Origin of the sequence: Streptomyces roseofulvus, from assembly GCF_039534915.1 — a bacterium.
GTDB lineage: Bacteria > Actinomycetota > Actinomycetes > Streptomycetales > Streptomycetaceae > Streptomyces > Streptomyces roseofulvus.
Window position 1 is genome coordinate 8053197 of record NZ_BAAAWE010000001.1, and the last position, 22768, is coordinate 8075964.

14 protein-coding genes and 3 pseudogenes are annotated in these 22768 nt (G+C 71.9%); 13 read left to right on the plus strand and 4 right to left on the minus strand.

Annotated features, from left to right (window positions below; translation table 11 throughout):
- The first annotated feature begins 131 nt into the window (after nucleotides 1–131).
- Nucleotides 132–4223 (plus strand): nSTAND1 domain-containing NTPase, encoded by a 4092-nt coding sequence (locus tag ABFY03_RS37185; protein WP_346172135.1) that lies wholly within the window; start codon nucleotides 132–134, stop codon nucleotides 4221–4223.
- A 185-nt stretch (nucleotides 4224–4408) separates the two neighbouring features.
- Here the strand turns inward: ABFY03_RS37185 and ABFY03_RS37190 are convergent, their stop codons facing one another.
- Complete coding sequence (locus ABFY03_RS37190) at nucleotides 4409–4786, minus strand: nuclear transport factor 2 family protein (protein WP_346172136.1); 378 nt, start codon at nucleotides 4784–4786, stop codon at nucleotides 4409–4411.
- 459 nt (nucleotides 4787–5245) lie between these two features.
- On the opposite strand from ABFY03_RS37190, the gene ABFY03_RS37195 reads away from it, so the two are divergent.
- Nucleotides 5246–6118, plus strand: a complete 873-nt coding sequence (locus ABFY03_RS37195) for an SDR family NAD(P)-dependent oxidoreductase (protein ID WP_319007989.1) — start codon at nucleotides 5246–5248, stop codon at nucleotides 6116–6118.
- A gap of 19 nt (nucleotides 6119–6137) precedes the next feature.
- Nucleotides 6138–6611 (plus strand): MerR family transcriptional regulator, encoded by a 474-nt coding sequence (locus tag ABFY03_RS37200; RefSeq protein WP_319007988.1) that lies wholly within the window; start codon nucleotides 6138–6140, stop codon nucleotides 6609–6611.
- 252 nt (nucleotides 6612–6863) lie between these two features.
- On the opposite strand, the gene ABFY03_RS37205 is transcribed toward ABFY03_RS37200, so the two are convergent.
- Nucleotides 6864–8972 carry a GAF domain-containing SpoIIE family protein phosphatase gene (locus ABFY03_RS37205; RefSeq protein ID WP_346172137.1) on the minus strand — a complete coding sequence of 703 codons (2109 nt, stop codon included), beginning with the start codon at nucleotides 8970–8972 and terminating at the stop codon, nucleotides 6864–6866.
- 1129 nt (nucleotides 8973–10101) lie between these two features.
- Here ABFY03_RS37205 and ABFY03_RS37210 point away from each other — a divergent pair.
- Both ABFY03_RS37210 and ABFY03_RS37215 read left to right on the plus strand, forming a co-directional pair.
- Complete coding sequence (locus ABFY03_RS37210) at nucleotides 10102–10494, plus strand: RidA family protein (RefSeq protein WP_386723604.1); 393 nt, start codon at nucleotides 10102–10104, stop codon at nucleotides 10492–10494.
- Nucleotides 10495–10825: 331 nt separating this feature from the next.
- Nucleotides 10826–11752: an NADP-dependent oxidoreductase gene (locus tag ABFY03_RS37215; protein ID WP_346172139.1), complete on the plus strand. Its 927-nt coding sequence runs from the start codon at nucleotides 10826–10828 to the stop codon at nucleotides 11750–11752.
- 29 nt (nucleotides 11753–11781) lie between these two features.
- On the opposite strand, the pseudogene ABFY03_RS38000 reads toward ABFY03_RS37215, so the two are convergent.
- Nucleotides 11782–12353, minus strand: a pseudogene (locus tag ABFY03_RS38000) (transposase); the annotation flags it as partial.
- Between the two features lie 381 nt (nucleotides 12354–12734).
- Complete coding sequence (locus ABFY03_RS37225; RefSeq protein WP_346172140.1) at nucleotides 12735–13538, minus strand: hypothetical protein; 804 nt, start codon at nucleotides 13536–13538, stop codon at nucleotides 12735–12737.
- A gap of 297 nt (nucleotides 13539–13835) precedes the next feature.
- On the opposite strand from ABFY03_RS37225, the gene ABFY03_RS37230 reads away from it, so the two are divergent.
- From ABFY03_RS37230 to ABFY03_RS37260, 8 genes and pseudogenes are all read left to right on the plus strand, one after another.
- The gene (locus tag ABFY03_RS37230) at nucleotides 13836–14039 is read left to right on the plus strand and encodes an EF-hand domain-containing protein (RefSeq protein ID WP_189954746.1); all 204 of its coding nucleotides are present in this window, start codon (nucleotides 13836–13838) and stop codon (nucleotides 14037–14039) included.
- A 1175-nt stretch (nucleotides 14040–15214) separates the two neighbouring features.
- A pseudogene (locus ABFY03_RS38005) lies at nucleotides 15215–15997 on the plus strand (Tat pathway signal sequence domain protein); the annotation flags it as partial.
- Nucleotides 15980–16891 carry a discoidin domain-containing protein gene (locus ABFY03_RS38010; RefSeq protein ID WP_428838210.1) on the plus strand — a complete coding sequence of 304 codons (912 nt, stop codon included), beginning with the start codon at nucleotides 15980–15982 and terminating at the stop codon, nucleotides 16889–16891. The pseudogene ABFY03_RS38005 and the gene ABFY03_RS38010, both read left to right, overlap by 18 nt.
- Nucleotides 16892–17010: 119 nt before the next feature.
- Nucleotides 17011–17202 (plus strand): annotated as a pseudogene (locus ABFY03_RS37240) (ATP-binding protein); the annotation flags it as partial.
- 726 nt (nucleotides 17203–17928) lie between these two features.
- On the plus strand, nucleotides 17929–19113 hold the full coding sequence (locus ABFY03_RS37245) for a PP2C family protein-serine/threonine phosphatase (protein ID WP_346172142.1): 1185 nt from the start codon (nucleotides 17929–17931) through the stop codon (nucleotides 19111–19113).
- A gap of 447 nt (nucleotides 19114–19560) precedes the next feature.
- Nucleotides 19561–20214 (plus strand): hydrolase, encoded by a 654-nt coding sequence (locus ABFY03_RS37250; protein ID WP_346172143.1) that lies wholly within the window; start codon nucleotides 19561–19563, stop codon nucleotides 20212–20214.
- A gap of 215 nt (nucleotides 20215–20429) precedes the next feature.
- Entirely contained in the window at nucleotides 20430–21413 is a 984-nt protein-coding gene (locus tag ABFY03_RS37255) for an alpha/beta hydrolase (RefSeq protein WP_346172144.1), read from the plus strand.
- Nucleotides 21414–21549: 136 nt separating this feature from the next.
- Nucleotides 21550–22482, plus strand: coding sequence for an NADP-dependent oxidoreductase (locus tag ABFY03_RS37260; RefSeq protein ID WP_319007599.1), 933 nt, complete (start codon nucleotides 21550–21552; stop codon nucleotides 22480–22482).
- Nucleotides 22483–22768: the final 286 nt, after the last annotated feature.

Below are 22768 nucleotides of genomic sequence, written 5' to 3' on the forward strand. Positions count from 1 at the left end.
GCCGGACCGAACAAACACGAAACCGCCGGTCGGCGACCGGATCGGCGCTTGCCGCACCCCTGGTGGGCTCCCTAGCCTGGCCCGTCGTGCGCAGACGCACCCGCGCACAGGGGGACGGGGGGAGACACACCATGGGGCGTCGCGAGACACCGGTCGATCCGAACGCGGGACCGGTCCAGCGGTTCGCGTACGAGCTGCGCAAGCTGCGTCAGGAGGCCGGCGGCCTCACCTACCGCGAGATGGCCCGGCGCGCCCACTACTCCGTCACCTCCCTCTCGCAGGCGGCGGCCGGCGAGCACCTGCCCTCGCTGGCGGTCACCCGCGCCTACGTCACGGCCTGCGGGGGCGATCCGGACGAATGGGAGCGGCGCTGGCGCGAGACGGAGGCGGAGGCACTGGCCGCGAGCGCCCGGGAGGACGACGTCGCCGAGGCCGCCCCGTACCAGGGGCTCGCCCGGTTCGAACCTGCCGACCACGACCGGTTCTTCGGGCGGGTCGAACTGACCGCCGTGCTACGGCAGTCGGTCGCCGAGCACCGCTTCACCGCCGTGTTCGGCCCCTCCGGCAGCGGCAAGTCCTCCCTGCTGCGGGCGGGGCTCATCCCCGCGCTGCGGCGCGACGGCCACGCAGGCACCGCCACCGCCACCGCCACCGTCACCACAACCGTCACCGCCACCGTCACCGCCAGTGCCGCCGCTGTGCCGGTCCGCCTCGCGGCCATCCGCGTCCTGACTCCCGGCGAGCACCCCATGACCACGCATGCCGCGGCGCTGCGCCCCCGCGACGGCGACGACGCGGCCGGGGACACGCTCGTCGTCGTGGACCAGTTCGAGGAGGTGTACACGCTCTGCCGCGACCAGGCCGAACGTGCCGCGTTCATCGACCTGCTGCTGGCCGCCCGCCGTCCGGACAGCCGCCTGCGGGTCGTCATCGCGGTACGGGCGGACTTCTACGCCCGCTGCGCCGAGCACCGCGACCTGGCCGGGGCGCTGCGCGAGACGAGCGTGCTCGTGGGCCCCATGAGCCAGGCGGAGCTCCGTGAGGTCGTCGTCAGGCCGGCCCAGGCGGCCGGGCTGATCGTCGAACGCTCCCTCACCGCCCGGCTCGTGCGGGAGGTCGAGGGCCGCCCCGGCGGCCTGCCGCTGCTGTCGCACGTCCTGCGCGAGACCTGGCGGCGGCGCCGCGGCCGGGCGCTCACGGAGGAGGCGTACCACGCCGCGGGAGGGCTGGAAGGCGCCATCGCCCAGAGCGCCGAGGACGTCCACTCCCGCCTCTCGCCCGCGCAGGCCGACCTCGCCAGGCTGCTGATGCTGCGGCTGATCGCACCGGGCGAGGGCTCCCAGGACACCCGCCGTCCCGCACCCCGCGCCGAGCTCGACATCGCTGCACCCGAGGACGTCGCCCATGTACTGGACCGGCTGGCCGGCGCCCGGCTGGTCACGCTCGACGACGACACGGTCAGCCTGGCCCACGAGGCACTGATCACCGCCTGGCCCCGGCTCGGCGCCTGGATCGAGGAGGACCGCGAACGCCTGCGCGCCCACCGCCGTCTGACGGAGGCCGCTCGCGGCTGGGACGACCTCGGCCGCGAGAACGGCGCCTTGTACCGGGGCGCCCGCCTGGTCGCCGCCGAGGAGCACTTCCGCACTGAGCCCGGACGGCCCGCCGCGCTCACCGCGGTCGAGGACGCCTTCCTGACCGCCTCTCTCGCCGGCCGCACCCGGGAACGCCGGCGCCGCCGCGCCCTGACCGCAGCGCTGTCCTGCCTGTTGGTCCTGGCCCTCCTCGCCGTCGGTGTCGCGTGGCAGGAGAGCCGTACGAGCGACCGCAGGCGCGTCGAGGCGGAGGCCGGGCGCCTCGCCGCCGTCGCCGAGGGACTGCGCCTGACCGACCCGCTCAAGGCGATGCGCCTGAGCGTCGCCGCCTGGCGCCTCGCACCCACCCCGCAGACCCGGTCCGCCCTGCTGGGCGCCCTCGGGCAGAAGGAGCAGGACGTCTTCACCCTTCCGGACGCCGCTCCCGGGGCCGCCGAGCGCTATCTGACCGCCGACGGCCGCTCGCTGGTGTCCGTCGCCCCGGACCGCGTCGACACCTGGGACGTACGCACTCACCGTCGCACCCACACGCACGTCCACACCCCCGCCCGAGCCGGCGCGGACCCCGGCGAGGGGGACAGCGCGCCCTGGACGACGCTCAGCCCGGACGGCCGCACCCTGGCGCTGCTGGAGGAGGACGGCATACGACTCCTGGACGTGCGCACCGGTCGCGGGACGGGCCGTCTCCCCGTGCCGTCCGCCATGAGCGCGAAGTTCGGCCCGGACGGCCGCACTCTTGTGGTGCAGAGCTGGGGGGAGGAGTTCGACGACCCGGCCGGCGTGCAGGTCTGGGACGTCGCGCGGCGGCGTCAGCTGCTGGCCTTCCCCATCGGGGACGAGGAAGCCGTCCAGGACAGCGCCGTCAGCCCCGACGGCCGCTGGCTCGCCCTGTGCACGGACAAACGTCCCCTGGAGATCCGCAGCCTCCGGCCCGCCCCCGGCACGGCGGGCACCGGCCGCGGCGGGAAACTGCCGCTGCCGTGGCTGCCCGGCGCGGGCAAGGACCACTGCTTCGAGGGCGGCTTCGCCTTCACCCCCGACAGCCGTGCCATCGCTCTGGTCACCGGCAGCGGCATCCGCGCCCGGGACCTGCGCAGCGGCCGTACCGTGTTCCGGCTCGCGGCCTCAGGGGTCCAGCACTTCGGGCTCAGCTCCGACGGCCGGTTCGCCGTGGCCGCCACCCTCGCCAACGAGATCCTGCTGTGGCGCACCGCGAGCACCGCAGCCCCGGTGTTCCGCTACACGCTGGTCAACGAGACCCCCTACGCCCTGCGCCTCGACGTCGCCGGGGGCGCCATACGGTACGCCTCCAGCAGCGGAGCGATCGTCCGGTCGCTGACCCTGGGCCGCGCCGTGACCGGCGGCTGGCGCGACCGGGCGACCGACGAGGCCGAGTGGAGCCCGGACGGCCGGCTGCTGGCCACCGTGGGCGGCGCCGGTGACCGGTCCGCGTACCGGCTGCTGGACGACCACGGCCGGCTCCTCGACGAGCTGCCGGGCGCCCCCTGCCCGCCAGTCCCGGCGGACGAGCCGTCGGAAGACGTACCCGAGGACGCGGACGGCGACGTCACGGCGGCCGGGCAGGGCACGGCGAGTGACGAATGGACGGCGGCCTCGGAAAGGACGGCGGCCGGCGGAGCCACCGCGGGCGCGGAGGGCACCACGGCCGACGGGGAACCGGCAGGAGCCCGCCCGGAGCCGGCCGCCGGCACGGCACCGCCCGAAAGCAGCTGTTCCGATCGCCTGGCGTTCAGCCCCGACGGCGGATACCTCGCCTACGGCCGGGCCCTGCAGGGCATCGACCCCGACACCGCCGAACCCCAGCTCATCACCGTGTGGGACGTACGCGCGCGCCGCGTGCTCGCCAAGCTCGACCTCGGCGAAGGCGGTACGCCCCTCCCGGAGGACGAACTGCCCCTCGACCTCTCCGGGATCGCCCTCGGCGCCGACGGCCGGACGCTCGCCGTCTCCCGCACCGGTGAACGCGAAGTGCTCGAACTGTGGGACGTCCCCGCCCGCAAGCGCCTCCGCACACTGGCCGACTTCAGCGGCGAGGAACTGGTCCTGCGCCCCGACGGCGGCACGGCCGTCTCCTGGGCGGACTCGGTCGCCGACCTGCCCACCGGCCGGGTCCGGCGGCGTGTGCTGGGCGGTGACGACACCACCGCCCTCGCCTTCAGCCCGGACGGCACCCGGCTGGCGGCGGGCGACCTGCTGGGCCGCGTCACCATCTGGGACGGCGACCTGCGCGCACGCCTCGGGACGCTCGCCGGCACCCACACGGGAGCCCGCCACGTGGAGGACGAGGCCGTATCGGCGCTCGCCTTCTCGCCCGACGCCACGGTCCTCGCCGTCGCGGGGAACTCCGGCACGCTGCAACTGTGGGACACCGCGTCCCACCACCTCCTCGGCGCCGCTCTCCCGACGCCCGGCGACACGATCCGCGCCCTCGCCTTCGCCCCGGACGGCACCACCCTCCGGGCGGCGGGCGCGCACGTACTCGTCCAGGCGTACGACATCGATCCCGACCGCGCCGCCGCAGCCCTCTGCGCCCGCCTGGGCACCGGGCTCTCCCCGTCGGACTGGAAGACCTACGCGCCGGGCGTCCCCTATAGGGAAACCTGCTGAACGGCCGCCCCTCAAGGCGCCTCACGTGCAAGGGATGTGGCCCCGCTGCCGGTACGCGGCGGCCCCTGGGGACGGCAGGCGCAGGTGGGTGCCGGGTGACCGTACATGCGACGGGAGACCCCTGGCCGCGCACGACGCTCTCCCGGCCGACCAGGGAACCCAGGGGACAGCGGCAGAAGGAGTGGTCAGGAGGTGGACGGCTGGATCTCCCCGGCGAAGACGATGATCTGGTCGATGAGGTTCCTTCGCAGATGGACGATGTCCGTTCCCGCCAGGCGGGGGCCTCCGTCGGGTGTGGTGAAGACCCACTGGTACCGGGCCCATTCGTCAGGCATGTCCACCGCTGAGCAGCGCACCATCGTGCCGGTCCCCGCCGGGTGGCGCCGGATGTCCAGCACGAACCGCTCGACCTCCGCGAGTCCTTCGCTGCGACCCAAAGGTCCCCAGAAGACCACGTCTGAGGTCAAGGCCCGGGAAAGCAGGGCGGTCACATAGCTGTCGTCCGAGGCGTTGAACGCGGAGATGAACATGTCGATCGCGGAACGTGCGGTCTCCTCATGCATGCCCCAGTAATACCAGCCGTTTCAGGCTCGGTTCCGAGGCTGGGCGGTGTCCCTCGCCGACGCGGTCGGCGAGGTGGCGCGGAGTGGCCTGTGGGCCCGTGCCGAAGGCGGTGGCGACGAGCTCGGGATCCATGGAGCCGGGTGCTGCGGATCGTCGGGGGTGGGTAGCCGCTGTCGTCAAGGGCGTGAGAGGGGTGCGCCGTTGAGGTCAGGTCTCTCGCCCTGCCTTGGTTCCTTCGGTGAACGTCACGTGCGGGTTGGCCGTCGGCCAGGCCACGTGTGGGGCCGGGCAGCGTTGCGGCACAGTTCAGGAGGCGCGATCCATCGGGACGGCATGGGTCGCCGGCCGGGCCGGACCGTCCGGCCCGCCACGTCGATGTCGGTGATCTGCAACAGCCGCACGCGCCTTCGTCCTTGCGGCTTGCCTTCAAGCGCGCTTGAAGGCTTAGCGTCGGTGCCGTGACCACGACGAACGAGACGAAGACATGGATCATCACGGGTGCGAGCTCGGGCCTCGGCCTGGCCCTCGCGGAGGCGGCGCTCGCTGCCGGGGAGCAGGTGATCGGGACCGCGCGACGGGCCGACCGGTTCGACGGTCTCACGGCGCGGTACGGGGGTCGGTTCCTCGCCGTCGAGCACGATGTGCGCGACACGGCGGGAGCGGCCGCCGTCGTGCAGACGGCGCTGGACGTGTTCGGGCGCGTCGACGTGCTCGTCAACAATGCCGGTGCCGGACAGGTCGGCGCCGCGGAAGAGATCACGGATGCCGAGCTGCGGGCCATGCTCGAGCAGCATCTGTTCGGTCCGGCCGCCTATGTGCGTGCCGTCCTGCCGCATCTGCGGGAGCGTCGCTCGGGTGCGATCGTACAGATGAGCAGCCAGGGCGGGCGGATGTCGTTCCCCGCCGTCGGCAGCTACTCAGCCGGCAAGTTCGCCCTCGAGGGCTGGTCGGAGGCGCTCGCGGGTGAGGTCGCGCCGTTCGGCATCCGCGTTCTCATCGCCGAGCCCAGTCGCTTCCGCACCGCCTTCAACGCCACCGACGTGCTCCGTACGGCGCAGCAGAGCTCCATCTACGACGAGACGGTCGGTGCCGTGCGCGCGAACATGGCCGAGGCCGACGGCATCCAGGAAGGCGATCCGGCCCGCGCCGCCCGGGTGATCCGCGACATGCTCGGCACCCCCGACGCGCCGCTCCGGCTCCCGCTGGGCGCAGAGGCGGTTCGCAACCTCACCCGCGTCTACCGTGGGGCGCTCGCCGACGTCGAGAAATGGGCGTCGGTCAGTGAGTCGGCGGACTTCCCGGGCATGCCGCCCGCGGTACGTGCGTTCTGACCGCCGTACGCTGTCGGTCATGGCCACTGAAGCGCTGATCGAACGTCTCCTCGATGCCGAACAAGGGCCTTCCCCTTCGGCGATCGATGCGCTGCACGACCTGCTCGACGACGCCACCATCGAGACCTCGGCGATGCCCAAGAGCGTCGCTGAGGCCGCTCGGCTGGTCGGCCTGTCGACGCCCACCCTCCGGTACTACGAGCAGGAGGGACTCGTGCGGCCCGGCCGCAACGCCTCCGGGTACCGCGAGTACTCCGCGCTCGATCTGCGCCGCCTCGTCTTTCTGACCCGGATGCGACTGTCCGGCATGACCATGACCGACCTCAAGCGCTACATCCTGCTCGTCGAGCAGGGCCCGAGCACCATCCCGGAACGCCGCCGCATCATGCTCGACCAGCAAGCCCGCATCGCGCGGCAGATCCGTGAGCTGGGCCTGGCGCTGGAGATCACCGAGTACAAGATTCGCGTCTACGAGGGCCACCCGGAAGGCTGACCCCTGCCCCGTCGGCGCCCCAGGCGGACGCGAGGCAGGCAGAACAGGTACAGGCGGTGGTCGTCACCCGGGCGAAGGCGGGTGCGATGGTGAAGGCCCAAGCCGCGTGCCCGCTTCCTCAATAGCGCGGCGCGGAGGTCGTTCGCAGCGACCGCCGTGGCCGGCCCGGGGCTCGCGCCTGTCCGTACTCGTACAGGAGCAGCGAGTCGATCAGCCCGGGCAAGATGCGGCCGGAGCCCGAGCCCAGCCGGATCACCTGTGCGGTGCAACCGGCCTGAGCAGGAGCAGGGCGACGTCATCCGTACGGTCAGCGGCGGAACGTACCGGTGCGGTGAGAGTGTCGGCCAGGGCGTCCAGGTCGGCTGGGCCGGTTGCCAGGTCGTGCGCGAGGTCGGCGATGCGGGTGTCCAGAGGCTGACCGGGGGTTTCGACCAGGCCGTCGGTGAACAGGGCCAGCACTGCGCCGGGCGGCAGCGCGACGGTGCGGGTGGGGTACGTGGCGTCCGCGTCGATGCCGAGCAGCAGTCCGGGCTCGAGCTCCACGACCGTCGTGGCGCCGCCGAGGTGGCGTAGCAGTGGTGGCAGGTGGCCGGCGGTGGCCAGGCACGCGGTGTGGGCGGCGAGGTCGATCCGGGCGTACAGGCAGCTGGTGAAGAGTCCGGGGTCGAGGTCGCAGAGCAGCCGGTTGGTGCGGGCGAGGACTTCGTGGGGCGGGGCGCCGGCGGTGGCGTGGGCGTGGATGGCGGTGCGGACCTGGCCCATGAGGGCGGCGGCGGTCATGTTGTGGCCCTGCACGTCGCCGATGACCGCGGCCACGGTGTGGGCGTCGAGACGGATGAGGTCGTAGAAGTCGCCGCCGATGTCCATGCCGTGCGTGGCGGGAAGGTATCGGGCCGCCGGCTCCAGCCCGGCCACGGCCGGCAAGGTGTGCGGGAGGAGGCCGGTCTGCAGGCTCTGGGCCAGGGCGTGCTCGGTGTCGTAGAGACGGGCGCGGTCCAGGGCCTGGGCGATCAGCCCGGCCAGCGACGTGAGTGCGGCCCGCTCCTCCGGTGCGAAGACGTGGGGCTGGGCGAAAGCGAGTACACAGGTGCCGACCGGCTTACCGGAAGCGATCAGCGGAAGGAACGCCCAGGCCGCCATCCCGTCTTCCCGCCGGGCGCGGGCCGGGTAGGCGCGCTCCAGTTCCTCGCGTGAGGCGAAGAACCCTGCCGCACCTTCCGTAAGTGCCCGAACGCCGGGGGTGGGCGAGGTGAGCGGGGTGCCGTCGAAGCGGTCCATGGCCTCTGCCGGGTAGCCGTGGTAGCCGACGATCCGCAGCCGGCTGCCCTCGGCGGCCAACATCGCCAGGGCCTGCGCGCCGAACGCGGGCAGCACCGTGTCGGCCACGAGCCGCACCACGTCCTCGGCGGTCACCGCCTCGCTCAGGGCTCCGGCCAGGTGCATCAGATGATACAGCGCCCCCACCCGCACCGGCGCCGCCGGGGCGCCCGCCGCCTCGGCCCGCGGCGCCCCGGCGGTCGTCTCGCCGCCCGGGCCGGGATCGGGGGTGATGCGGACGCTGATGCCGGTGTCGTCGGGGAACAGCTCGAAGCGCAGCCACGTGCCGTCGGGCCGCCTCGCGACGAAGGACGTGGGGCGGCGGCTGATCACAGCTGTGCGATAGCGGTCTTCGTAGACCGGGTCGTTCAGCCACTGCAGCGCCTCCCAGGGCAGCGCGCCGAGCAGCCGCTGACCGTCGGTGCCCACCAGCCGGGCAGCGGCGCCGGTGATGAAGGTGACCCGTCCGTCCAGGCCGAGTGCCACTCCGGGCTCGGGCAGCCGCTCGGCGTATCCGGATGCGGCGTTCCCCGGCGCCGTCGGTTCGCCGGCTCCCGGGCGGGCCAGGGTTCGCGCGGCCGCCCGCGGGGTCAGCGGCTGGCCGGCCTGCTGGGCCGCGGCCAGCACATGGCCGAGGAAGGCGCACGCCGAGGCGATACCGGATCGGACCGCGGGTACGAGGTCGTGCCGGGGCCCCGGCCACAACAGCAGCAGCGCCCCCATCACCCGCTCGCCGTGCACCACCGGCGCCCCGGCGAGCGCGAAGTGGTAGGGCAGCACCAGTGCGGCACGCGGGTAACGGCGCGCGAGCTCCTCCTGCGACCCCACCCACACCAGGTCACGGGTCCGCACCGCGTCGGTCACCGGCACCGGGTGGCCGAGGGAGATCCGCTGCCAAGGCTGGGCGAACTCTGCCGGCAGCCCGGTCATGACCTCCAGTGTGAGCACCTCCTCGCCGGGCGGGAGCACGTACACGCCGGCGGCATGCGCCCCCAGGTCCCGCACCGCCTCGAGCAGGAGGTGATCCAGCAGACGCCGCCCCATCGCCGTAGGCTCCGACAACCGCACGCTCCCTTCTCGCAGCCGACATCATCAACCCAAGCAGACATAAGCGGAGCAAAGGGTCATGAAGAGACAATACGGGTGTCGAGTGTCGCGCGGGCGCGATGGGACCGGTCCTGCTGTTTCACCGTGTCACGGCGAGGTTGTGCGGGGCGGCAGCGTCCTGGAGGGCATGGTGAACTGCGCCGCCTCGCTGTCGACAGTCGTGCGGGTCTTCCCGTTCTCGATCCGAGTGAAGGTGTGCCCGACAAGGGCTCGCACCCTTCGGCGCTCGGCTCTGCCCTCCTCCTGCCTGCGGGGGATGGGGCGACCAGCTCTCTGGCAGTGCGGGACGAGCAGGCCGGTGCCGAGGTAGGCGCCGTCCGCGATGACCGCGGTGCCCGCCGCCAGAGTGGGCAGGTCCGACCCGCGCCAGTCACCCGCGTCCGCCTTGTTGCCCGGCGTCGGCGTCGCGGCGGCGCCGAAACCGGAACCAGAACCGGCACCGCACGCCGTCGCGTCGCTCCCCGCGGAATCAAGGGCACCCCGTCACCGGACAGCACCTCGCTCCGTCCTTCGCTCTCGCGTCGCCCACATCTCAGCGGCAAGGCGTCCGGCATCGGAGGGGCACCGAAACAGCCGTACCCCGGAGCCGAGGGCCAGCTTCGTGCAGCGCGGCTGTCCAGCCGCCGCGGCTGAGGAAGGTCTTGCGCCAAGAGCTGAGGGGGCTCCGGGCTCCGTGGACCGGCGCCCCCTCAGCACCGGGCGGTCCCCAGCGCGACTACGCCAACGCACCGAGCGGGGCACAGCCGCCCGCCCCGTCGACTCTTCCCTGCCTCTCTTGCTCACCTACAGCCCCATAATCGACCGACCCGCAATTCAACGCCGGCCGGACGCGATCCGCACCCAGCCTCCTGCCCCGACCGTCACCAGCCCGACCAGCGACTACGACCGCCGCTCGATCGGCACCCCGAGGGTCTACGGATCCACTGCAGCCAGGCTTCATGCGCGAAGAGAACGCTGCGACGACACTGACAGACAAACTTCGTTCACGCGGGCCCATAAGTTCTTTCCGCAAGGGGCAACTCGCGCCCCAAGTGCGGCGACAGGGAGATGAGTGATGGGGCCTCAGATGAAGGCATTCGGATTCGGTGTGCCGTGGGAGGCGTTGTACGGGTACAGCCAGGCCATCCAGGTCGGTGACACCGTCTACGTATCGGGGCAGCTGTCGCATGACCGGCATGGCAACTTCGTGGGTACCGGCGACTTCGAGCTGCAGGTCCGTACCGCGCTGGAGAATCTGGACCTGGTCCTTCGACAGTTCGGGGCTCAGCGGAGTCAGATAGCAGAGACCACGGTTCTCGTGCGCAACCTGCGCGAGAACTTCGACACCACAGCACGACTCCATGCGGAGTACTTCGGCGAGCACCGGCCCACCAGCACGGTCATGGGCGTCCTCGACTTGGCATTGCCGGACCAACTCGTCGAGATCGGCGCCCTCGTCCGTCTCGATCTCAAGCCATAGGCAGGGAGGCTCACCCGGCTCCCGCGGAGGCGACCTTTTCGTTCTGGGCCGGAAGGGCGACATGGGCTACGTCCCCGCCCATGAGCGGGACAGAGGCGCCCAGGAGTCAGGCAGGAAGCAGCGAAGGGTGACGGAAGGGCGGCCTCCTTTGTCGGGGCGCACCCGCTGCATACGGCGAACGCTGCCGCCGGGCTGTCTCCTCGCTCGGCCGCTGTGAACGCTCGGACATCTTTCGGAGACTGAAGGATATTCAGCATCTCGTTCGATCTTCCTAGTGTGGAGGTCAACGGGGCGGGCGCCCCAAGACGACTACGGCTACAGGGAGTTCATCGTGCGTGCTGTCATCCAGAAGTCCTTCGGCGGTCCCGAGGTCCTCGAGCTCGCCGAGAGGGACAAGCCGGCCCCGCTCGGCGGCGAGGTCCTGGTCCGCGTGCACGCCAGCGGCGTCAACCCGGTCGACGTGGCCGTGCGCTCCGGCGCCTACCCGCTCCTGGGCGAGCCGCCGTTCGGTGTCGGCTGGGACATCTCCGGTGTCGTCGAGGAAGCCGGCCCCGGCGCCCGCTTCAAGCCCGGCGACGAGGTCTTCGGCATGCCGTTCTTCCCGCGCGCCGCCACCGGCTACGCCGAGTACATCGCGGTGCCCTCGCGGCAGGTGGCCCGCAAGCCCGCCTCACTCGACCACGTGCGGGCCGCCGCCGTGCCGCTCGCCGCCCTCACCGCCTGGCAGGGCCTGGTCGACGCGGCCCGGGTCACCGAAGGCCAGCGGGTCCTGATCCACCGCGCGGCCGGCGGCGTCGGCCACTTCGCGGTCCAGGTGGCCAAGGCACACGGCGCGCACGTCACCGCCCTGACGAGCGCCGCCAACCACGAGTTCGTCACCGCGCTCGGCGCGGACGAGGTCATCGACTACCGCACCACCGACTACACCGAAGCGGTCACGGACGTCGACGTCGTCTTCGACTCCAGCTCCGAGGGCGAGCGCGCGCTGCACGTCCTGAAGCCCGGCGGCACCCTGGTCAGCATCATGGAACACTGGAACACCGAGCTCGCCGCCCGCATCGAGAACGAGGGCCGCCGCTTCGCCGGAATCTCGGTCGAACCGGACTACGCCTCCCTGGAGGCGATCGCCACCCTGATCGACGCCGGCCGCATCCGTCCCCACGTCTCGGCGACGCTCCCCCTCGAAGAAGCGGCCAAGGCCCACGAGCTGGTCGGCTCCGGCCGCACCCGCGGCAAGGTCGTCCTGACCGTCGCCTGAACGGAGGGTGGCGGCCTTGTCTGAGCGGGGGCCTGGCCGCGCCACAGCGTGAGGCTGTTGATGCACCGCTCGACGGTGTTCCGCTGTTCGCAGGCCACGCGGTTGAAGGTCGGCGGACGGCCGCCGAGCCGGCAGCGGCGTTTGGGGTCCGCGGTCTGGCCGGAGGGCTGCGTGATCGGCCCGATCCCGCGTCGGCGGAGATGGGTTCAGATCGCTCGGGAGAAGTCGGCCTTGGCGGTCACGATCACGTCCGCGTGATCCTGGGTCGGCCGATGGGTCGGGGCACCCGCAGGCGGGCCATCACCTCGGGAAACGCCGGTGCGTCACCGGCCTGCCCGGGCGTGGGGACGAAGGCCAGCAGCCGGCAGTTACCGTCCGCGGCGAGGAGAACCTTTGTGGTCAGTCCGCCGCAGGACCGTCCGAGGGCATGGTGGTCCGGCTCGCCGGCCCGGGCCCCTTTTTGACGGGTCCCGGCGGTGTGCTGATGAGCCCGGACGATGAAGGAGTCGACCGTGACGACCCAGTCGAGGTCGCCTTCGGCGTCGACCTGGGCGAGCCGCGCGGGGAAGACCCTCCGCCAGGTGCCGTCGGCGGCCCACTTCCGCGACGGGTCATAGGCGGGCCCTTCCCCTACCCAGAGTGTTCGAGCAGGTCCAACAGCTCGATCCTCGTCCACCGAGCGTCGGTCAACGACACGCGTCAACCAACGTTCAGATGATCCCAAGGAGACGGACTAACCGCCCGCTCGACGGCCGGGGCCCTCCGAGGTCCCCTTGCGGTGTCGCGGGCGGGGTCCGGCGGTATGGGCGGCGTCCCGGGTGGTTCTGCAGCGCCGGCTTCGTTCCCGCTGCCCTGCTGGCTGCTGCCCATGCCTGTCGCCGTCCGCTGGGGGGCGGTTCAGCCCGTCGCGCTGGAAGTCTGAGACAGGCCGACGAACGACAGGCCTCAGCGGTTTCATCCGACCGTGACGTTCTGGCCTGACCTACGCCGCTCGCCGCCATCGGCGGCGCTGCTCCGGCGCCGGCATCGTTGGGAGGGCGTCGTCGTCGGAGCGCAGCATCACGCGGGCGGCTTCGAGGAGCTTGGCCAACTTCCTGTCAACCTCGCGTTGATGCGCATGCATGCCCTCGACGATGCGTTGCGTGGGTTTCGCGGGCGGCTCACTCAGCCGACGAATGTGCTCCCCAGAAAGACCGTCCACAGTCGACAGCGCCTGCCGCCGTACGATCCAGCTCGAACCCTCGTCATCGAGAACTCTCATGGCCGCCCGGGCCTCATGTCGAACCGCGTCGTTCTCGCTGTTGCAGAGGCGCTTCAGCGCGACCCGGCCACCGGCAAGAGGGCCCCAGCGCATCGCGCCCAGGTATGCCTTCTGTGTCGCCTTGGCTACCTCGGTCGCCGCCTGCGCAACCTTCGCGGGGGCGACCAACCGTATCTCCGCTTCCCGCAAGGCCAGCTCTCTGGATGCGGCATCCACGCGAGCGCGCCGACTCTCGGCATCGTCATCGCTCCGATACATACCATTGCAGACCACCATCATTTCGCGGGCGCTGCGAATGAACTCGGCAACCTGTAGCTGCCGGACACTCCACAGCGCTGCCACTCGCTGAGCCTCAGCAGCGATCTGCGCCGCCTCACGGGCCGCCACCGCCTGGTCCCGACCGCTGGTGGCCTGGAACTTGGCGCTGATGATGTTGCCGAGAAGGCCGCCGAGGATGGCGATGGCGGCGATCAGGGCGGCGAAGATCTCGGGGTTGTCCTCGAAGTACTGTCTGAACGCTGTCACGCGCACATCATGCCGAACTTACTGCGGAAGAAGCCGAGTTAAGCCGTCGCCCACGACGCTGCGGGGAAACCGTCGGGGCGACGTCACCCTCGGAACGCAGCATCTCGTGTGAGTGGTGGTGGTGCGTCAGGTACGACGGTGGTCACCGTGCGGTCGCCGGCAAGGGCGGGGGAGCGGTACCAGCTCCGTCCTGGGCAAGCACAGTGATCGTGCTGTCATCGTCAGCGTGCCCTCGACGGTGTGGCAGGGTGGTGGGATGTGGGCCTCTGGGGCCCGTGAACGTGAGAGAGGTATACCGTGAACGAGGCCGAGCTCAGGGCGCTGTTCGACGAGATCGACACGGATGGCGACGGGCGGATCAATATCGTTGAGTTGGCGGAGGGCTTCAAGGCCGAGGGCGCCCATGGGCACCTCGCGGAAGAGGTCAAGAAGGCCATGACGGCTGACGCGAACCACGACGGCGTCCTCGACTTCGACGAGTTCCGCACTCTGCTGAAGTAGCGTCACGCCGAACAGTGCGGGCGCCTGGGTTCAGCTCCAGGCGCCCCGCGCATCGCGCGCCGGGTTTCCCTGAGGCCCCGGCACATCGCGGAGGCCTCGAAGACGATTCAGCCTCGCAGGCCGTCCCCGAGCGGCCAGGGCCTTCGCTGCCGGACGCCGTCGCGTGCGACCCGGGCCTGAATGAGGACTGGTGGGGCGGGGGAGTACGCCACGCTGGGCGGCCCCTCGGGACACGATCTGCTCCCGCTCGGCGTCGCCGAGGGCCTCGTCGGTGAGCGAGCCAGGACCTGCCGCCACAGCGTCGTCACCGGCCGCTCCCGCCTCGGGGTGCGGGCAGCGCGGCGGCCGGCACCGGTTCCTCGGTGACGCTCCGGAGTGCGGCGAGGGCGGCATGCGCTCGGGCGACGCCTCCGGGTGCGCCTGCCGCTTCTCCTGCTCGGCGACCGCCCGGTGGATGCTCGACAGGCTCGGATTCTGGCCCCCGCGGCGACAGCAGCTGGACGTCTGTCTCCGCGCCCTCGCCGTAGGTCGCCGCTCGCGTACCGCCATGGCGGCGGTCCCGACCGGGTCACCTTTCGGGTTTCGGCGTAGTCAGCCGACGCAACCAGGGTTCCGGCCCCGAGGGCGAAGTCGGTCAGCGTCCCGACCGCATCCCGCCGTACCAACGAACGCCACACGGCTCGGGCACCGCACCGTCGAGGCCGTCGGCCGCCGTCAGGGCAGCGGGTGCTCGCGGCGCCGGCGGCGTACGCGGCGGGCCGGGTCCTGCCGAGGCGCCGCGGGTGCCGGCGGTCGGGCCGTCCGGCCTCGGCGGACGAGGTGGCTCCTGCCCGTGCACGACGCCATGCTGACCGAGGGAATCGAGCGGGAGGCGGCGCCCCACTCCGCCGACGTCCCCGTAGGCGGGACGGTGATCCGAGTTCGGAGGTGATGCTCCCGCTCGTGGCCTTGTCCCGGGCAGGGCTGGGTGGTCCTCCTCGGGAGGATGGCGGCGCCTTGCCCGGTCCACTCCCCGTCGTAGACCCGCGCTCACGCGGCTGCGGGCCAGGGGTGACGGGCCGTTCGCTGCTCTGGTGTGCACGTCTCCCGCACGTTGTTTGTTAGGAAGCTTTACTGTCACCCGTCTCCTCGGGCAGCATGCTGCGTACCTGACAACCTCACCCAAGGGGTGACGCATGAAGCATCGCCGCGCACTGCCGGTCCTGCTGGCCGCGGTCTTTCTGGCCCTGCTCGGCCCGCTGCTCTCCTCCGGGTCTGCCGGAGCCGCACCCGTCTGGACGCTCCGATGGTCTCCCGATCCGGCAGTCCAGGGTCTCGGTGCCTTCGAGACCATCGAGGACGACCGGGCCGATTCGCACCCCGCGGGTGGGCCGCACATCAAGGCCGTCAACGGTGCGTATCGGTTTGACATGCACATGGTGGATCGGGACACGTCCACCGACCGGCAGCGTCACGAGGTCACCGGCAACCGGACCTCGTCCTCCAGTTACCTCCAGTGGAAGCTGGGCGAGACCTGGCGGGTGACGTACTCGATGTACATCCCCAGCTCGCTGATGGCCACGACGAGCTTCACCCACATCATGCAGACCAAGCAGCCCGGCACCGGCAGCTCCCCGATCACCGTCACCTCACTGCGCCGCGTGAACGGCGTGCAGACCATCGAGCACAAGGTCATCGTCGGGGACGTCCTGGTCGGCAGGACCAACCTGGAGCCCCTCCAGAACAAGTGGATCGACATCGAGTACGAGATCAAGATCGGAGACGGCACCGCGGGCTCGGTGCGGTGGGTGGTCAAGAACGGCACCACCACGGTCGTCGACGCGACCAAGACCGGCGTCGACACCTTCCTCGCCGACCGGGTGCGGCCCAAGTGGGGCATCTATCGCTCCCTCGGTGACACCTCCGGCTCCCTGCGCGACACCTACCTGCTGCTCCGCAACATGCGCGCCTACCAGCTCACCGGCGGCACCCCTGGCGCCGACACCCAGCCGCCGACGGTCCCGGCCGGACTGCGGGCGACCGGCACCACAGTCGACAGCGCCTCGCTGGCCTGGAACGCGGCCACCGACGACGTCGGCGTGACCGGTTACGAGGTCTACCGCGGCACCACCCTCGCCGCCACCGTCACCGGCACCACCTACACCGACACCGGCCTCGCCGCAGCCACCGCGTACAGCTACACCGTCAGGGCGAGGGACGCCGCCGGCAACCGCTCCGCGGCGTCCGCGCCCCTCTCCGTCACCACCGCCCCCGCACCAGGTACCGAGACGCTGCTCTCCCAGGGCCGGCCGGCCACGGCATCCTCCACCGAGGGCCCGGGCTTCGAGCCCGCCCTGGCCGTCGACGGCCAGAGCACCACCCGCTGGGCCTCCGCCGAAGGCTCCGACCCCCAATGGCTCCGCGTCGACCTCGGCACCACCGCCGCGCTGTCGCGGGTCCGCCTCGACTGGGAGGCCGCGTACGCCTCCGCCTACCGGATCCAGTCCTCCGCCGACGGCGCCACCTGGACCGACCTCGCCACCGTCACAGGAGGCGACGGCGGCACCGACGACATCGCGGTGACGGGCGACGCACGTCATGTCCGCGTCTACGGCACCCAGCGGGCCACCCCGTACGGCTACTCGCTCTACGAGCTCAAGGTCTACGGCACTCCCGGCTCCCCGAGCCCGACGCCGACCCCATCCCCGACTCAGAGCCCGACCTCGCCGGGCAGTTGGCAGGCAGGTGCCGCCTACGCCGTGGGAGACCAGGTCACCTACGGCGGGAACGGCTACCGCTGCCTGCAGGCCCACACGTCGCAGCCGGGCTGGGAGCCTTCCACAAGCCCCGCGCTGTGGGAACGGTCCTCGTGACCCGCCCCGTGACCCGCCGCGTGAACCGGACCCGTACGGCCCGGTGGCGCCCTGGATGCCGGCCGGCGCACCGCGCTGTGCCCGCCATGGCCGGCGGCGGCGACAAGTCCTCGTCATCAGAGAAGGCCAGCGCCGCCGCCGCCTCCAACGACTCCTTCGGTGGCTGGACGAGGACGTTCACCGACCCGCGCCTGCGCGCGGCCGTCGTCGACCGCCTCAGCTTCAACGGCGCGACCATCGAGAGCTGCAACGACTCCTGCCGCCTTGCCGCCACCCACACCCGCACCGGACCCGCCGATACGGCCAGCTGACCGGCCTGTCCCAGATGGCCCGCCCGCGGGCGGGCCATCAAGCCGGCCGGCGGACGCGGATCTGGGTCGTGGCCGTGCGGGTATCGACAAGCTCGAAGCCCTCCTGACGCCGCACGATGTGCTGGACGTCATCCCGGGCCGAGTCGCGGAGGAATCCGACCCAACCCTCCGTGGTCGCCCGGCGAAGAAGCCATTCGACGACCTCCGTCATCACGCCGTATTCGTCCCTCGGGGACGCAGGTCCGGACCGTCAGGAACCAAGGGGCACTGCCATCCGGGTTCGCCTTGTCGACGGCACGGACCAGGATGGAAGTGTCCACTCCATCGAACGAATGGCTCGCCTCACCGCCGTCGAAGACCCGCCCCTCTTTCGAGTGGGCCGGGCTGGAGCATCTGCTCAGGGCGCCCATGCTCCGGGACCTGTCGATGAGGTCCTGTCCGGCCGATCACGGTCCAGATCATGGTCACCGTTATCGAGGCATGGCGGGGCCTGCAGCTCGATGAGGGCGTGGTTGCCCCGCGACCGGGGCACCGCGGCCCGCGGGGCTGTGAGCGAACCCGTCCCGGGTGTTACGTGACGTGAAGGCGCTTCCGGGCTTCACCGCGAGCGACGAGATCGGTGCGGGGTGACCTTCTTACGATGCGTGTCGGGGTTGCCGAGAATGTCCGCATGGTGATTGTTTCGGCCGAACGGGAAGGAGAGCCCGCAACCCTTTGGAGGCTGACGTGGCTGGTGACCGGATGGGGCTGGAGCAGGTGCTGGCGGCTGCCGAGGCCGCTGCTCCGGTGAACTCGCTGGATGTGGTGGCGCGCAATCTGCGACAGCGATTCGGCGCCCGGTATGTGTCGTTCCTGTTCGTCGACGTCGTCGGCCGACGCCTGCTGCGGGTCCACGACACCGCCACTCGGCAGCAGGAAGACCGTGCCGAGCAGGTTCCCCTGGCCGGCAGCGGCGTCTACGACGAGGTCCTGCGCAGCCAGCGCCTGCTCCGGGCACCGGACGGCCCAGGAGGGCAGCGGGTCCTGGCACCGGTCACCAACCGCGGCGACGCCATCGGCGTCCTGGAACTCTTCCTCACCGACGCCCCTCCGGACGTGCTGGAGCAGATCCAGGAGGCAGCGCACGCGCTCGCGTACGTCATCGTCACCGACCGGCGCTTCACGGACCTCTACCACTGGGGCAACCGCACCACGGACGTGAGCCTGTCCGCCGAGATCCAGCGCCAGCTCCTCCCCACCGCCTCCGCCTGCGAAGCTCCCCAGTTCACCCTCGCCGGTGCCCTGGTCCCCGCTTCCGACATCGCCGGCGACACGTACGACTACAGTCTCGACACCCACACGCTGCACCTGTCGATCACCGACGCGATGGGCCACGACGTCAGCGCATCCCTGATGGCCACCCTCCTCGTCAACGCCTCCCGCGGCGCCCGCCGCGCCGGTGAAGACCTCGCCGAACAGGCCCGCCAAGTCCACCGGGCGCTCCTCGACCACGGCCGGGACAGCATCGCCACCGGCCAGCTCCTGCGCATCGCCCTCGACGGCACCGGCGCCCAGCTCGTCAACGCCGGCCACCCCTGGCCGCTGCGGTTGCGGGACGGCGCAGTCAGCGAACTGAGCCTGACCGTGAACCTGCCCTTCGGCGTCGTCATCCAAGGCGCCTACCAGGTCCAACCCCTCGACCTGCGACCTGGTGACCGCCTGCTGCTCCTCACGGACGGCATGCAGGAACGGGACGCCCGAAGCGTCGACCTGCCGGACCTCCTGCGCAAGACCGCCGCCGACCATCCCCGCGAAGTGGTGCGCACTCTGGTCAGCGCGGTCAGCGATGCCTATGACGGCCGTCCGCCCCGGGACGACGCCACCGTCCTGTGCCTGGACTGGCACGGCCCCACCCCGGCCCGCAGCTTGTAGGCCATGCCGACCGGGCTTGTGCCCGGTTCTGGACAACCCACCGACCTGCCTCACCGCTCAGGCCGGAGCACGCCGGAACTGGCAGACCAGAGGCGTGAGCTGCTGGTGGGCACTCCGAGTTCGCGTGGACGGCGGGCGGAGCCGTCGAGCTGGGCCATGCGTTTCCGGTCGGTGGCTCGGGCGGCTCGAAGGCCCTCGCTGCGTTCGGCGAGGCGGGCCGGGTTGGTGGCGACGGAGAGCCCGGTGCACCCGGTGCGTTGGTGCCGGACTTCCCCGCCCACGACGAGACGACGGCCCACCTGCCTACCGTCACAGCAGAAACCGTTCCAGTACTAGGCAACGGCTGTAGGCGATCATCACCGATGCCGAGGCCGCCGGCCGCGTGAGAACTTCGGTTCAGCGGCGGAAAGCGAGCGCCGCGACCGATACGGACACCGGAGAGACTCCATGGCAGCCAACGGCATCACCTACACCGGCCTCGACGCCCTGCTCACTCCCGAGAGGTCGGTGCTGCTGCTGATCGACCACCAGGGCGCCCAGTTCGCGGGAATGGGCAGCGCGGACACCAACCTGGTGGTCAACAATGTCACCGCCCTGGCGAAGGGCGCCAAGCTGTTCGACGTGCCGACCATCCTGACCACCGTGGTGGAGGACCGCGGCGGCCGCATCATCCGCCAGTTGCAGGACGTCTTTCCCGACCAGGAGCCGATCGACCGCACCGCGATCAACACCTGGGAGGACCAGCGCGTCGTGGACGCCGTCGCCGCGACCGGCCGCAAGGACCTCGTCATGGCCGGCCTGTGGACAGACATCTGCCTGGCCTGGCCCGCCGTCCACGCCATCGCCGACGGCTACCGGGTCTTCGCCGTGACGGACGCCTCGGGCGCCACCACGACCGAGGCCCACGAGCGCGGCGTACAGCGCATGATCCAGGCCGGTGTCGTCCCCACCTGCGCCGGCACCGTCATATCGGAGTGGCAGCGGGACTGGGCCCGGGAGAAGACGGTCCCGGGCATCACCGACATCATGCTCCAGCACGGTGGCAGCTTCGGCACGAGCCTCGCCTGGGAACTCCAGCTCCTCGGACTCGACCAGGCGTGACACCGGCCCCCCGGGGCCCGGGGGAGCGGCTTCCTCCCCTCGGCCCAGCGGGCGGCCGCGACGCCCGGACAGGAGGGCGGGCCGGCCTACGGCGGGGACCTGGCCGTCCGTCCGTCCGTCGCCGGTCCGGTCCGGTCCGGTCGTGTCCGCCACGACCCGTTCGCCCGTGCCCGGAAGCCGCACCCCTCACCCCCTCGACCGAGCAGGAGTTCGTCATGACTCCCGACAGCAGCACCGGACCACCGCCCCCGTTCGACCCGGAACTGGCCGAAGCGCTCGGGCCCCTTTCCGCGATCATGCCGCCCACGGTCCTGCCCGGCATGATCCCGTCCCTACGACGGTCCCTTGCCGCGACCCGACCCTCCGACGAGGACCTGCGCCGGGGCGGTGCCGTCGAGTTCGAGGAGCGCACCGTGCCCGGCCCGGCCGGTGCGCCCGGTGTCCCGCTGCTGATCTGCCGCCCGGCCGGGGCAACGGCACCGCTGCCGGCGGTCTACTTCACCCACGGCGGTGGGATGGTCCTCGGCGACAACCGCAGCCTCCTGGCCGAGATGCTGGACTGGGTGGAGGACCTGCGCCTGGTCCTCGTCTCGGTCGAGTACCGGCTGGCGCCCGAACACCGTTACCCCGCGGCGCTGGAAGACGTCCACACGGGTCTGCTGTGGATCACGCGGCATGCCCGCGCACTGGGGATCGACCCCGGTCGGCTCGCGGTCGCCGGTGCCAGCGCGGGCGGCGGGCTCACCGCCGCCCTGTCCCTGCTCCTGCGCGACCGGGGCGGCCCGCAACCGGCGGGACAACTGCTCGTCTGCCCCATGCTCGACGACCGCGACGACACCCCGTCCGGCCGTCAGATGGCCGGCAGAGGCGTGTGGGACCGCACCTCGAACAACACCGGCTGGAGCGCTCTGCTCGGAGGCCTGCGCGGCGACCCCGACGTCCCTCCTTACGCGGCGCCGGCGCGGGCGACGGATCTGTCCGGGCTGCCCCCGGCCTTCATCGACGCCGGCTCGGCCGAGACGTTCCGCGACGAGGTCGTCACCTACGCGACACGGATCTGGCAGGCGGGCGGGCAGGCGGAACTCCACGTCTGGCCCGGCGCCTTCCACGGCTTCGACGCCTTCGTACCGCACGCCACGCTGTCCGGTGAGGCAAGGGCGGCCCGGGTGCGCTGGCTACAGCGCACCCTGGCCCTGTGACTCGAAGGGTCCCTCGCGGTACGCCGTCGCACACGCGCGTCACCGGGCCGCGCCGGCCGGCCCGGCCCGCACCTCACCGGACGACCATCCCACTCACCGACCCCGCCCCCACGACGGGGCGACCGAGGAGAACACTGTGAAAGCGCTCGTCGCGCACACGTACGGACCTCTGGAAAGCCTGGAGTTCACCGATCTGCCCAACCCCGTGCCGGGCCCGGGCCAGCTTCTGGTACGGATGGAGGCGGCCGCCCTCAACGCCGTCGACCAGGTGCTCATCACCGGAGAGGCACGGGGAGCACTGCCAGTGCGCCACCCGTTCGTCCCGGGCGTCGACGTCAGCGGTGTGATCGAGGCCGTCGGCGCCGGTGTCACCGGCTTCGGCACCGGCGAGTCCGTCATCGCCTGGAACGGCGTCCACTCCGGAGCACTGGCCGAGTACGCGCTGGTGAACGCCACCGCCGCGGCGGCCGTACGTCCCTTCGGCCTCACGGCGGCACAAGGAGCCGCACTCCCGACCGCGGCCCTGACCGCGGCGGCGCTCCTGGACCTCGCGGGGGCCGCCGCCGGCGACACCGCGCTCGTGGTGGGGGCCAGCGGGGGAGTGGGCTCCTCCCTCGTGCAGCTCGCCGACCGGGCGGGCCTCGTCGTCCTCGCCACCGGGCGCAACGACGACCAGGAGTTCCTGGCCGGCCTGGGAGCCAGGTACCCCATCGACTACCAGCACACGGACATCGCTGAGGAGGCGCTGCGACTGGTACCGGGCGGAGTCGATGTCGTCTTCGACCTGGCGAACGCCGGGCCCGCGCTGGCGAGGACCGCGGCGGCAGTACGCGGCGGCGGCCGCCTGGTCTCCCCGCTGCGCGGACCGGCCGCCTTCGAGCGCGGCGTCACCGCCGTCTACGGCGGGACCACCACCCCGGAGGGCAGGCTCGCCTCGCTCGCGGCGCTGGCGGTCACCGGTGAACTCCGCACCACCATCGGTGCCGACTACCCCTTCGCCGAAGCCCGTCGCGCGCTGACCGACTTCGCCACCAAACACATCCGCGGCAAGGTGACCGTCACCTTCTGACCCCAGGAGACGCGCAGCAGGGGCGGGACCAGACGATGTGCGCATCGACCGGCCCCGTCCCCCTCCCTGTCCCCCTCCCCGACCCCCGGTGGCGCGCCCCACCGCGACCCGCGTGACGACACCCGCACCGGACCGCGCACCCCCCTCGTTGACGGTCCATCAGCCATGTCATAGGCTCCTGACCAGGGGGTATCACCGCTGTCCGAGACAGTGCCGTGTGGCTTCGGCGGCCGTCCCGGGCAAGCCCGACGCCCCGCCCCCCGGAGGCCGGACACCGAGGTGCCAC

Excerpts from the sequence above, each read along its gene's own strand:
- ABFY03_RS37185 (WP_346172135.1), top strand. The coding sequence starts at position 132 with ATGGGGCGTCGCGAGACACCGGTCGATCCGAACGCGGGACCGGTCCAG.
- ABFY03_RS37190 (WP_346172136.1), bottom strand. The coding sequence starts at position 4,786 with ATGCATGAGGAGACCGCACGTTCCGCGATCGACATGTTCATCTCCGCG.
- ABFY03_RS37200 (WP_319007988.1), top strand. The coding sequence starts at position 6,138 with ATGGCCACTGAAGCGCTGATCGAACGTCTCCTCGATGCCGAACAAGGG.
- ABFY03_RS37205 (WP_346172137.1), bottom strand. The coding sequence starts at position 8,972 with ATGGGGCGGCGTCTGCTGGATCACCTCCTGCTCGAGGCGGTGCGGGAC.
- ABFY03_RS37210 (WP_386723604.1), top strand. The coding sequence starts at position 10,102 with ATGAAGGCATTCGGATTCGGTGTGCCGTGGGAGGCGTTGTACGGGTAC.
- ABFY03_RS38010 (WP_428838210.1), top strand. The coding sequence starts at position 15,980 with ATGCGCGCCTACCAGCTCACCGGCGGCACCCCTGGCGCCGACACCCAG.
- ABFY03_RS37250 (WP_346172143.1), top strand. The coding sequence starts at position 19,561 with ATGGCAGCCAACGGCATCACCTACACCGGCCTCGACGCCCTGCTCACT.
- ABFY03_RS37255 (WP_346172144.1), top strand. The coding sequence starts at position 20,430 with ATGACTCCCGACAGCAGCACCGGACCACCGCCCCCGTTCGACCCGGAA.